At 60.6% G+C, this 11,903-nt stretch carries 12 protein-coding genes; 7 read left to right on the plus strand and 5 right to left on the minus strand.

Features of this window, described 5'->3' with window-relative positions; genetic code table 11:
* Positions 1-20 precede the first annotated feature (20 nt).
* The gene (locus SynMITS9220_RS01200; RefSeq protein ID WP_186990200.1) at positions 21-581 is read left to right on the plus strand and encodes an NUDIX hydrolase; all 561 of its coding nucleotides are present in this window, start codon (positions 21-23) and stop codon (positions 579-581) included.
* A 14-nt stretch (positions 582-595) separates the two neighbouring features.
* A complete protein-coding gene (locus SynMITS9220_RS01205) occupies positions 596-2,074 on the plus strand; it encodes an FAD-binding domain-containing protein (RefSeq protein ID WP_186990202.1) in 1,479 nt (492 codons plus the stop codon).
* A 2-nt stretch (positions 2,075-2,076) separates the two neighbouring features.
* On the opposite strand, the gene SynMITS9220_RS01210 is transcribed toward SynMITS9220_RS01205, so the two are convergent.
* On the minus strand, positions 2,077-3,288 hold the full coding sequence (locus SynMITS9220_RS01210) for a DegT/DnrJ/EryC1/StrS aminotransferase family protein (protein WP_186990204.1): 1,212 nt from the start codon (positions 3,286-3,288) through the stop codon (positions 2,077-2,079).
* 10 nt (positions 3,289-3,298) lie between these two features.
* On the minus strand, positions 3,299-3,916 hold the full coding sequence (locus SynMITS9220_RS01215; RefSeq protein WP_186990205.1) for a thioredoxin family protein: 618 nt from the start codon (positions 3,914-3,916) through the stop codon (positions 3,299-3,301).
* 72 nt (positions 3,917-3,988) lie between these two features.
* Here SynMITS9220_RS01215 and SynMITS9220_RS01220 point away from each other — a divergent pair, with 72 nt between their 5' ends.
* A complete protein-coding gene (locus tag SynMITS9220_RS01220) occupies positions 3,989-4,546 on the plus strand; it encodes a hypothetical protein (protein ID WP_255483171.1) in 558 nt (185 codons plus the stop codon).
* On the opposite strand, the gene SynMITS9220_RS01225 is transcribed toward SynMITS9220_RS01220, so the two are convergent.
* Together SynMITS9220_RS01225 and SynMITS9220_RS01230 are read right to left on the minus strand one after the other, a co-directional pair.
* Positions 4,504-4,932: a hypothetical protein gene (locus SynMITS9220_RS01225; RefSeq protein ID WP_186990207.1), complete on the minus strand. Its 429-nt coding sequence runs from the start codon at positions 4,930-4,932 to the stop codon at positions 4,504-4,506. The genes SynMITS9220_RS01220 and SynMITS9220_RS01225 overlap by 43 nt on opposite strands.
* Before the next feature lie 3 nt (positions 4,933-4,935).
* Positions 4,936-5,877: an FAD-binding domain-containing protein gene (locus SynMITS9220_RS01230; protein WP_186990209.1), complete on the minus strand. Its 942-nt coding sequence runs from the start codon at positions 5,875-5,877 to the stop codon at positions 4,936-4,938.
* A gap of 120 nt (positions 5,878-5,997) precedes the next feature.
* Between SynMITS9220_RS01230 and fabI the strand changes: the two genes are divergently transcribed.
* The 4 genes from fabI (at position 5,998) to SynMITS9220_RS01250 (ending at position 10,394) form a co-directional block, all read left to right on the plus strand.
* A complete protein-coding gene (gene fabI / locus SynMITS9220_RS01235) occupies positions 5,998-6,780 on the plus strand; it encodes an enoyl-ACP reductase FabI (protein ID WP_186990211.1) in 783 nt (260 codons plus the stop codon).
* Between the two features lie 83 nt (positions 6,781-6,863).
* Positions 6,864-7,469, plus strand: a complete 606-nt coding sequence (hisB, locus tag SynMITS9220_RS01240) for an imidazoleglycerol-phosphate dehydratase HisB (RefSeq protein WP_115126944.1) — start codon at positions 6,864-6,866, stop codon at positions 7,467-7,469.
* 59 nt (positions 7,470-7,528) lie between these two features.
* On the plus strand, positions 7,529-9,016 hold the full coding sequence (locus SynMITS9220_RS01245; protein ID WP_186990213.1) for a carotenoid oxygenase family protein: 1,488 nt from the start codon (positions 7,529-7,531) through the stop codon (positions 9,014-9,016).
* 124 nt (positions 9,017-9,140) lie between these two features.
* A complete protein-coding gene (locus tag SynMITS9220_RS01250; protein WP_186990215.1) occupies positions 9,141-10,394 on the plus strand; it encodes an MFS transporter in 1,254 nt (417 codons plus the stop codon).
* On the opposite strand, the gene SynMITS9220_RS01255 is transcribed toward SynMITS9220_RS01250, so the two are convergent.
* A complete protein-coding gene (locus tag SynMITS9220_RS01255; RefSeq protein ID WP_255483172.1) occupies positions 10,309-11,883 on the minus strand; it encodes a BCCT family transporter in 1,575 nt (524 codons plus the stop codon). The genes SynMITS9220_RS01250 and SynMITS9220_RS01255 overlap by 86 nt on opposite strands.
* Positions 11,884-11,903 lie beyond the last annotated feature (20 nt).

The following is an 11,903-nucleotide window of genomic DNA, read 5'->3' on the forward strand; positions in this document are numbered from 1 at the left end:
GCCCACTGTCGTGAGAAGCCATGGCTCCGCTGCCGGCTCCAGAGCCCTACGAGCTGCTGGAGACCATCGATGCCCTGGATGCGCGAAAAGTGCGCTTCGAGCGCAACCGCATCAGGTTGCCTATGGGGGTGGAGGGCAGTTTCGGCATCATCAAGCATCCAGGAGCGTCACTGGCTGTGCCAATCACCGATGAGGGGCAGGTGGTGGTGCTGCGTCAGTACCGCTTTGCTGTTCAGGCCAGGCTGCTGGAGTTCCCGGCAGGCACGCTGGAGGACGGAGAAGATCCTTTGGAGTCGATGAAGAGGGAGCTCGGAGAGGAAGCCGGCTATAGCGCCGCTCGCTGGGATGCCCTTGGTCCCATGCTGCCTTGCCCTGGCTATTCCGATGAGGTGATTCATTGCTTCCTGGCCAGGGATCTCACGGCTCTGGAGAACCCCCCGGCAGGAGACGACGATGAAGATCTCGAGGTTCTGCAGATGAGTCCTGCCGAACTGGATGCTCGCCTGAGTTCCGGCGAGGAGTGGCTCGATGGCAAAAGCGTGACCGCTTGGTATCGGGCCAAGCAGTTGCTCGGTTTCTGAATTCGCGACCACTGATGAGTACCCCTCGCACGCTGTTCTGGCACCGCCGCGATCTGCGTTTGGCGGACAATTCAGGTCTTCAGGCGGCCGTGGCACTGGGCCAGGCTGTTACGGGCGTTTATGTGCTCGATCCGGATCTGATCACGCCACCACCCCAGCTGCCGCCGATGGCACCCGCTCGGTTGTGGTTTCTGGTGGAAAGCCTGGTTGAACTGCAACAGCGCTGGCGTCAGGCCGGGAGTCGCCTGTTGGTGCTGGCTGGTGATCCGGTTGTGCTGCTGCCGCAGTTGGCGGCCCTCCTGGACGCACCCACCATGGTTTGGAGTCGCGATGTAGAGCCCTATGCCCGCGAGCGCGACCGTCAGGTGGCCAAGGCTCTGCAGGCCGATGGGCGCAAGCTGCTGGTCGACTGGGACCAGCTGCTGGTGGCGCCGGAGTCTCTCAAAACCGGCGGAGGTGACCCTTACCGCGTGTATGGACCTTTTCTGCGCAATTGGCGTGGTCAGGTCGAACGGCTCGGCCCACGCACCACACCAGCTCCAGAAGGCCTGCAGGATTTAAACCAGTCCCAGCTTCAGCAGATCAGCTCTGCAGAAGGAGATCTTGGTCGGCTTTGTTCCCAGGGACAGTCCGAGCTTGAGCGTTTGCGCAGCAGCCATGGCTTCGCTGGCACCGACTTGTGTCCTTGTCGCCCTGGAGAAATCGCAGCAGCGGATCAGTTGGCAACGTTTGCTGACGGTCCTCTGCTTGGCTACGAGCCTGACCGTAATTTTCCTGGGCAGCAGGGGACCTCATTCTTAAGTGCGGCTTTGAGTGTCGGCACGATCAGTCCCAGGCAGGCATGGTGTGCTGCCCAGAGCGCCAAGGAGATCGTGCGCAGTGATGAACAGCAACATGCGATCACGGTCTGGGAGCAGGAGCTGGGCTGGCGTGAGTTTTACCAGCAGGCCTTGTTCCATTTCCCCGAATTGGCGGATGGTCCTTACCGCGAGCAATGGCGACGCTTCCCCTGGGAGAACAGCGAAGAGTGGTTTGGATTCTGGAGAGAGGGCCAAACAGGGATGCCGATCATCGACGCAGCGATGCGTCAGCTCAACCAGAGCGGATGGATGCACAACCGCTGTCGCATGATCGTTGCTTCTTTTCTGGTCAAAGACCTGATCTGCGACTGGCGCTGGGGCGAGCGAGCCTTCATGGAGCTGGAGGTGGACGGCGATCTTGCGGCCAACAATGGCGGTTGGCAGTGGAGTGCCAGCAGTGGGATGGATCCAAAGCCCTTGCGAATTTTCAATCCCGCGACGCAGGCATCAAAGTTTGACGCTGAAGCTGACTACATCCGTCATTGGTTACCTGAGCTGCGCCATGTGAACACCAAGGATCTGCTCAGTGGTGAGATCGGTGCACTGGAGCGACGCGGATACCCGGCGCTCCTGATTGATCACAAGAAACAGCAGGCCCACTTCAAGCAGCTGTACGCCACCATCCGTTCCTGAGTTCAGGCCGCAACGCTGCAGGTTTGCGAATCCAGAGGAGCGGTTTGGATGAGCAGCGAGCGAAGCACGGAAATCACCTGTTCCTGCTGTTCGCTGGAGAGCTCCGGGAAGATCGGCAAACTCAGCACTTCGCTACAGAGCTGTTCGGTCACCGGCAGACGGGTGTCTTGATGTTGATCGGCGTAAGCCGGTTGGCAATGGATGGGAATGGGGTAGTAGATGATCGTGCTCACGCCCTTCTCTTGCAGGCTCTGTTTCAACCAATCGCGGCAATGACTGCTGGGTAATCCGAACTCACTGGGGGGATGGTTGGGGTTGGAGGAGATGTCAGCCGGGCAAACCGTGACACGCACCACAAACTGATTCCAGCCATGGCCGTTGCCAGCGGATGAATCGGGGATGAGCAGGCCTGGCACATCTTGCAGCGCTTCGCGGTAGCGCTGGGCGATCTGCCGGCGGCGTTCTACCCATTGGGTCAGCCGGGGCAGTTTCACGTTGAGCACTGCGGCCTGCATGGCATCCAGTCGGCTGTTGTAACCGAGCTCCGTGTGCAGGTAGCGGCGGGGCATGCCGTGCACCGCCAGCTCGCGCATGCGCTGAGCAAGAGCTGCGTCGTGGCAGGTCACAGCTCCGGCATCACCCGCTGCGCCCAGGTTTTTGGTGGGGAAAAAGCTGAAGCAGCCAATGTCGCCCCAGCTGCCGACGGGTCGTCCATTCCAACTCGCCCCGGTGGCTTGAGCACAATCTTCAACAACGACAAGGTTGTGATCGTTGGCGATTGCCATCAACCGCGTCATGTCGACAGGCCGCCCAAACAAATGCACGGGGATCAGGGCTTTGGTTGAGGGCGTGATCGCAGCAGTGATTTGATTGAGATCGATCAGGTAAGTGCGTGGATCCACATCCACAAACACCGGCGTCGCACCCACAGCGCTGATCGCTTCTGCTGTGGCAAAGAAGCTGAAGGAGGCTGTGATCACCTCATCACCGGCTCCGATGCCAAGGGCTCTCAGGGCCAGGATCAGGGCATCGGTGCCGCTGTTGCAGCCAACAGTGTGGGCAGTGCCGACCACTGCCGCGAAGGCCGTTTCAAACGATTGGATTTCAGTGCCACCGATGTACTGCCCGCTGCGCAACACACGCAGCGCGGCTTCATCGAGTTCCGGCCCCAGGTCGGCGAGCTGCTGACTGAGGCTGAAGGGAGGCACCTGCATGGATGGCACCTTAAGCCGGTGCCCCGAACCACGGTGGCTCTTGTCCGGGATGCCACTTGATGTTGCAGCCAACCGATGGTTGCTGGTCTTGGTTGACAGGCTGGCCATTGAGGACCGCTTCCACTGCCCTGCGCAGATCGCGGCCATCCAATGGCACCTCGTTTCCTGGGCGGCTGCCGTCGAGCTGGCCCCGATAGTGCAAGGTCTGAAGGCCTGCCTCATCGGGGCTGAACAGATAGAACTCCGGCGTGCAAGCGCCCTTGAGGGCTTTGGCCAGGTTCTGCTGCTCATCGAGCAGATAGGGAAAACGCCACTGCTGCTGTTTTGCCTGATGACGTAAGCCTTCGGGACCATCCTGTGGATGGGTGGTGAGGCTGTTACTGGAGACGGCCAGCAGGGTCAAGGCTGGGCCGTAGTCCTCGGCGATCCTGCTCAGCTCGGGCTCCACATGCTTCACAAACGGGCAGTGAGCACAGATCAGCATCACCAGCAGCGGTTGTGCGGGCAGCTCGCTGTCGCTGAGAGTGGCTGCGTCAGTGCCATTCCTCAAGCTTCCGCTCACCACGGGCAACTGGAAGGCAGGCAGCACCTCGCCAAGGGGCAGCATGGTCGAGGGAGTGAGAGCCATGGCGAACGAGCAACAAATGGTGCGTCAGCTTTCATCCTGGTTCAGACTCCGTCCCTCCGGTGCAAAGAACGCGTGCTCAGGCGTGCCAAGGCAGGTCGGATCTCAGGTGTCACGCTAGTTCTGGTGCTGACGGCCTGTTCGGGACCACAGAGGCCCAGCTGGAAAGTATTTCCGCTGCCGCGGCAGATGCCCCATGACGGCCTGGCGGTTGTGAGTCAGCCCGACGGCTTTGGTCTTCATTTCTTTCTGGAAACCGACACGGACGATCCAGCGGAATGCTCGCCGCGTTGGTTTCCCGATGCTGCACGTCTGTTCAACGGCAACGGCACAGCGCCTTTCAGTGCAGGGCTAGTGCCGCGGGAGGAATTTTTCGCTGCTGTGCGTCGCAGCGATGTGCGCCGCGCTCTGCAGACGCAGTTAAAAGCTCTCTGTCAGCAGCGTGCTCCAGAAGCCCGCTGGCGCTGGACGCCTCCGCCCAACGATGCATCGGAGTTGAGGCCTGTTGAGCTGCCGGCTTATGAGCGGCGCGATCTACTGAGGGATCCCGCCGAAGAAAAGCGGCTTGAGAAGGAACTCCTTGGTGACGTTCAGAAGCCTTCCCAGACCACCGGTTCAGCCTCGCGCCAATAGCGACTGAAACGTCCAAGCCGTGGTGGTCGCGGCATGGTTACGAACGGCTCTGGTTCAAGCAGTTCCACTGAGTAGTGCTCTTCGATTGCTGCAGCGATGCGTTCCAGGCGAGGGTCGACGGGGAGGCTGCTCAAGATGCCATCGGCGTTGTGACGCTTGGCGAAGGCGATCACTTCTTTGACCACAACGCCCTTGCGCAGGGTGATGGGTAGATCCAGGGCGCTTTCGTACAAAAAGCCAAGTCGTTTGCGGCTGATGCAGGCTTCCTGGATCCATTCAGTGTCAAAGACAAAGACGCCTGGGCTGTCCGGCTGCTCCAGCAGCGCCGGGTTGCTGGTACCGAGGGCTTCCTCGTGCACCCAGATGACGGGTCGTTGAAGAGGCATGGTTTATCGCTTGGGTCGGGCCATGGCCGCATGACCGCTTCGATTCAGCCCCTGTTGTCGTCCTGAGCGTTGCTGCTGGTTGCGGTTGCGTCTGGCGGGAACATCACGAATGGCGCCTTGGCTTGCGAACAGCTGATCTTCCAGCTGCTCATAACTGCCCTCAAATGGACAGCGTTCGCTGCTGGAGCAGCTCCTGCAGAACTGGCCATCGCTAAACCGCTCAAGATTGCCTTTGTTGAAGAAGTAGGGCTTGTGGCTGAAGCTGCTGGCCACCCATTGCCAACTCAGATGGTTGCTGGAAGGGTCTCCATCAAGAAGATGCTCCAGAAACCAGTCTGCGCCAGCCTTCCAGTGCACTTTGCGCCAATGCACCACGTAAGCCGCCATCCACATGCGGGCGTGATTGTGCAGCCAGCCACGGGTGATGAGCTCGCTCTGGAATCCGTCCATGCAGGCCAGACCTGTTGTTCCATTGCGGATGTCCTCAGGGAGCTCTCGGGCGTAGGAGCCAGGATCATGTCCGGTTTTCAGCTCTTCCTGGCTGTCGTGGATGCCATCGCCGAGGTCGCGCCACATCCGCTGCCAGAAATCGCGCCATCCCAGCTCATTGATCAACTTGCTTCCCTCGTCGCGGTTGCGAATGCGCTGGAATACGGCGTCACGCACTTCCGCAAGGCTGAGCACACCGTGGCGGATGTAAGGGGATAAGCCAGTCACCGCGCCTTTGAGGTGATTGCGGCTTTTGGTGTAACGCCGCGGGTCGATTCGACTCAGTGTTGTCTCTGCGGCGTCTCGACCTCCGCGCAGCGGGCTGAGCCTGCCGTCAGCTTCTGGAAACTGTTCAGCCAGCAGGCGATCGAGGGCTCTGCGGTCCACAAGGTCTCTGGGAAGATCCCCTGGCTGTTCAGACCATGACAGAGAAGTTGGGCTGGGTTGCGGGGGCACCGGACGATGGATTTCAGGGTGTCATCCTGTCGATCCAATGGCTCAAACGCGACCATTCCTGGAAGTTCGGGTCGGGGATGGTGGAGAATCCCCCCAAACAGTTCAGCGAAGACCGGTCCGATGCTTCTCGATCTCACGGGCAAGAAGATCCTCGTTACCGGCATCGCCAATAATCGATCGATTGCCTGGGGCATCGCGCAGCAGCTCAAAGCGGCGGGTGCCGAACTGGGCATCACCTATCTGCCCGACGACAAAGGTCGTTTTGAGACCAAGGTGCGTGAGCTCACTGCGCCGCTTGAACCCTCCTTGTTTCTGCCTCTGAATGTTCAGGATTCCGATCAGATGGAATCCGTTTTTGCAGAGATTCAGCAGAAGTGGGGCGTCCTCGATGGATTGGTGCATTGCCTCGCTTTTGCGGGCAAAGAGGAGCTGATCGGTGATTACAGCGCCACCAGCTCCGAAGGATTTGCTCGTGCACTCGAGATCAGTGCCTATTCCCTGGCTCCCCTTTGCCGTCATGCCAAGCCGTTGTTCAGTGAGAAAGCCGGCGTGGTCACGCTCACTTACCTAGGCGCTGAACGAGCCATTCCCAACTACAACGTGATGGGTGTGGCCAAGGCCGCTCTGGAAGCGTCCGTGCGCTACCTCTCCGCTGAGCTCGGTCCTGACAAGCAGGTGCGAGTGAACGCCATCAGTGCAGGACCGATTCGCACCCTGGCCAGCTCCGCGATTGGCGGCATTCTCGACATGATTCACAACGTGGAGGAGAAAGCACCGCTGCGCCGCACCGTCACACAGACGGAAGTGGGTAACACCGCTGCATTCCTGCTGAGCGAGTTGTCGAGCGGAATTTCCGGCCAAACCATCTATGTGGATGCCGGCTACTGCATTAACGGCATGTGACTCTGCGCTGATGGGCCTTGGTCTGCGCCGTCTGTTTCGGCATGATCGGAACAGCGAAGTCGCCGCCTCCGGAGCTGAACAGCATGCGTACGGGTGAGATCCATCGAGTCACCGGTGAAACCGATGTGAAGGTGTGCCTGGATCTGGACGGCAGTGGCAAGTGCCAGGCCAGCACCGGCGTGCCCTTCCTGGATCACATGCTCCATCAGATCAGCAGCCATGGCCTGATCGATCTGGAGATCAATGCGGTGGGTGACACCCATATCGATGATCACCACTCCAATGAGGATGTGGGCATTGCTGTCGGACAGGCCTTGGCACAGGCGTTAGGTGATCGCCGCGGCATCGTGCGTTTCGGCCACTTCGTCGCGCCGCTGGATGAAGCGCTGGTGCAGGTCGTGCTCGATTGCTCCGGTCGACCCCATCTCTCCTACAACCTCACGATTCCGAAAGAGAAGATTGGTCGCTACGACACCGAACTCGTCAAGGAATTTTTCGTTGCGGTGGTCAATAACAGCGGCCTCACCCTCCACATCCGTCAGCTGGATGGAACCAATTCCCATCACATCGTTGAAGCCTGTTTCAAGGCCTTCGCAAGGGCTTTGCGCATGGCGACAGAGATCGACCCCCGGCGCGCTGGCGCGGTTCCGAGCAGCAAGGGTGTGCTCGAACAGGCTGGAGCGAACTGAGTCTTCGCCGCGCTTCACAGTCCGTTACGAGAGGATGGGGACCACAGCAGTTGTTCTCCGTGACCGTCGCTACCGCCGCTGAACGTTTCAACCGGTCCGAATGGGCAAGCGCCTTCCGCAATGTGGAGCAGGAGCTCACCGATGTTGCGCTTCAGCCGGCGAGGGGCGAGGTTCCCTCCGAGCTACTGGGAACCCTCTACCGCAATGGCCCTGGGCTGCTGGAGCGTGACGGTCAGCGCGTGCACCATCCCTTTGATGGTGACGGCATGATCACCGCGATTCAGTTCAATGCTGAGGGGGTTTCGCTGACCAATCGGTTTGTGCGTACCGCTGGTTGGCAGGCCGAGGAAGCGGCCGGCAAGGTGCTGTATCGAGGCGTGTTCGGAAGCCAGAAACCCGGAGGTCCGCTGGCCAATGCCTTCGATCTGAGGTTGAAAAACATCGCCAATACCGGCGTTGTGCAGCTTGGCGACCAACTGCTCGCGCTCTGGGAAGCTGCTGAACCCCATGCACTCGACCCCCACACCCTCGAGACCCACGGCATCAGCCTTTTGGGTGGTGTTTTGAAGAAAGGCGAGGCCTTCAGTGCCCATCCTCGCTTCGATCCCGGTCATCACGATCGGCCGCGCATGGTCACCTTCGGGGTCAATACCGGCCCTCGCAGCACCATCCGCTTGATGGAATTCGCCACCGAAGATGATTCCGCCGCCGGGATCAAGGCAGGAGACCTTCTCAACGACCGTCGCGACAGCTTCAACGGCTTCGCTTTCTTGCACGATTTCGCCATCACTCCTAACTGGGCGGTGTTTCTTCAAAACGCGATCGACTTCAACCCGCTGCCTTTTGTTCTCGGCCAGAAAGGTGCGGCCCAGTGTCTGCAGTCGAAGCCGGATGGTCAGGCCAAGTTCTGGCTGATTCCACGGGACAGTGGCGCCCATGCTGGAGAGGTCCCACGGATTGTGGATGCACCCGAGGGCTTTGTGTTTCACCACCTCAATGCCTGGGAACAGGAGGGAGATGTGGTGGTGGAGAGCATCTACTACAGCGATTTCCCCTCGATCGGTCCCGATGTCGACTTTGCCGCTGTTGACTTCGATCTGATTCCTGAGGGGCTGCTTGAGCAGTGCCGCATCAACCTGCAGAACGCCACGGTGCAGACCACGCGCCTGAGCGAACGCTGCTGTGAGTTCGCGATGGTGAATCCCGAGAAAGAGGGGTTGCCCTGCCGTTTCGCCTGGATGGCGGCAGCAGCGCGTGAGCAGGGCAATGATCCGCTTCAGGTGGTCAAGAAACTTGACCTGGTCAGCGGTGAGCGCCAGATCTGGAGTGCTGTTCCCCACGGCTTTGTGAGTGAGCCACTGATGGTTCCCAGGCCTGGTGCCAGCGCTGAAGACGATGGCTGGGTGCTGGAACTGGTCTGGAACGGTGATCGCGAAGGGTCCGATCTTGTGATTCTTGATGCTGCTGATCTACGCGAGCTGGCGGTGTTCGAGCTGCCGTTGGCAATCCCCCATGGCCTTCATGGCAGCTGGGTTGATGCCCGCTGAATCAGTTCGATGTGGTGGCGACTGAAGCGGCGCCGCTGCCCAAAGCCAGCCTCAGTCTTGCGTTGGATGACTGCCTCAACTGCGCGATTCCCCCACACTGACGTTGAGCTGTCGGCAGTCAGGCATGGAAGCAAGACGCAGCGATCGACTGCTCTGGGTCACGAGCCTGTTGTTCGTGGTCTGGCTGGTGTGGGTGGAATCCAGCTTTCAGTATTTCGAGGGTTCCCTGGGATCGGATCTGCGTCTGGATTCGGCAGGGGTGGCGCTGGTGGCCGGCAGCTTTCTGTTGCCCTATGGCCTGGTGCAAGTGCCCGTTGGTCGCCTGATTGACCGGGGCAAGGTCGAGCTTTGGCTGCTGCTGGCTGCATTGGCCGCTGCCTGTTGCAGTCTGGTGTTTGCCAGCAGCAACAGCCTGCCGGGGCTGCTGTTGTCGCGCATCGGCACAGGCATGGCCTGTGCTGTGGCGTTCCCGGCATCGGCGGTGCTCGCACGACGCAGCCTGCCAGCAGATCGCTTCGCTCTGGCGATGGGATTCACCGATGGCCTGTTGGGCGTCGGCGCCGCATTGGCGGCCGTGGTGCCCCTGCTACTGGGTCGCTCCGGCTGGCGTGATCTGGTGTTGTTTCAGGGGCTCTCAGTGGCCCTGATGGTGGCCCTGCCAATGCTTCTGCTCGGAGGCCGCCGGCGCGCGCCGGCTCAGTTGCCAACGGCAGAGCAGGACATGCGTGTGCAGCGCTGGACCAGGGCAGGAGTGAATCGCCTCATTCAGTGCTGCTTGCTCTACGCGTGGGGGCTTGGCTTCGTGTTCGGGATGGCGCAGTACGGCCTGCTCTCAAGCCTGAGGGGCTGGCCCAATTCATTGATGGAAGGTCTCACCCTGATCATGTCGATTGGCCTGGTGGTGGGGATGGTGGCCAGCGGGGCTCTCGGCGGACGCCCTCAGCAACGTGGTGGTCTGCTTCTAGCTGGCACCGTGATCACGCTGCTCTCGTTGTTGCTGCTGATCAAGACCTCGCTGCCGCAGGGGGTTCTGATGCTTCCTGCCTTCAGCTTTGGTGTTGGCATCGGTACGTCCGTGCTGGCCTTCCCGATCGCGGAAGCGTCTGCACCTCCCGGGCAGACGGCGATGACCGTTTCGATCGTCAACACCTCAGGAACAGTGATGGGCGGGCTGATGACGATCGTGTCTGGGTTGATTCTTCAGGCCTCTCCTCAGGGAGACCTGTCGCTGGTGCTGCTGATCTATGGCGCACTTGCCCTGTTTGGCGTTGCGATGGCCAGCTGGATCAGTTTCAGCTCTGAGCCGGCTGCCGCTGGCGCCATTCCTTCCAGGCCAGACGTGGTGCCGTCCAGAGACTCAGTAAAACCAGGGGAGTGACCGGCACGGCAGTGATCACAATGAAGGCCTGCAGAGCGTTGATCGAGGTGTTGTCGCCCAGGCTGGTGCCGATACGCAGCAACACCAGGGTGAGGCTGCCGATCATCAGAGCCCAGAACAACCGCAGCAGCGCTGGTGGTGTGCTCTTGGCACTGACCACCATGGCTGCGGCATAACTCATGGAGTCGGCACTGGTGGCCATGAACAGGACCACCAACACAAGGCCGACCGGAATCAGGAGCCAGGACAGGGGAAGCTGGCCGAGAATCGCCAGTAGTGCTCCCGATTCACCGCTGGCTGTGAGCGGGCCGCTGATGGAGCCGGGGTTGGCGAGTTCCAGTTGCATGCCAGAACCGCCGAGCAATGTGAACCAGATGTTGGTCACGATCGGGCAGAGGATGGCCACTGCCAGCACCAGTTCGCGCAGAGTGCGGCCGCGGCTCACCCCTGCCGTGAACAGACCCATCAGCGGTGCATAGCCGAGGAACCAGCCCCAATAGAACACGGTCCAGCCATTCACCCAGTTGCCTGGACTGCTGTTGGGGGCAAGAGCCATGCGCGGCAGGTTGGTGAGATAGAGCCCGAATGCGCTGATGAAGTGCTGAACCAGCCAAAGCCCTGGGCCCAGCAGCAGCAGAGCTGCGGCAAGACCAAGGGTCAGCCAGACGTTCAGCTCAGACAGCCACTTGATGCCTCGCTGGATTCCACTCACGGTGGACGTGGCAAACACTGCAGTGAGCAGCACCACCACCAAAGACTGGAGCCCGGCGCTGTCGGTGAAAGCAGGCAGCATCCCTGCGGCGTTGCTCAATTGAAGAGAGAGGAACCCCAGTGGTCCCACGGTTCCTGCGATGGCCGCCACCACGTAGAGGCCATCCGCGAGGTCTCCCAGGGGACCTTCCACCCAGCGGCTGGGAAGAATGCCAACCAGCAGCGTGCGTGGGCGCAAAGGTTCGCCGCGTTGCTCCTGGATCGAGAGTGTGATCGTCACCGTTGTTGCCACCAGAGCCCAGGCCAGGAATCCCCAGTGCAGGAAGCTCACGGCCAAAGAGGGATCAACTGCAGCTGCGGTCGATCCGTCAACTCCAACGAAATAGGGCGCGGGATCCCGGAAGTGGAACAGCGGTTCGGCTGCAGACCAGAACACACCTCCGCCGGCCAGCAGCGTGCAAATCAGCACAGCACACCAGTCGAAGAACTTCAGGCTTGGTTTGGCTTCAGCTCCTCCCAGGCGCAAGCTCCCGATCGGGCTGATGGCCAGCACGATGGCAATCACAAACAGCAGCAGCACCATCCACTGCCAGAGGCCGCCGAGAGCGTTGCTCACAATGGCTTTGCCTGAGCTGGTGAAATGCTGCGCCAGTTTGAGGTCAACGGCTGCGACCACCAGAAAGACCAGCAGCGGGCCTGCGCCGATCCACAGGGGCTTGCGTTGCCACCACGCGCTGGTTTCAGACGTGCCGTCCTGGAGGGTTGATGGGTCGGGCAAGGGAGATCTCTGGGCGAGAG

The organism is Synechococcus sp. MIT S9220 (assembly GCF_014304815.1).
Lineage (GTDB): Bacteria > Cyanobacteriota > Cyanobacteriia > PCC-6307 > Cyanobiaceae > Synechococcus_C.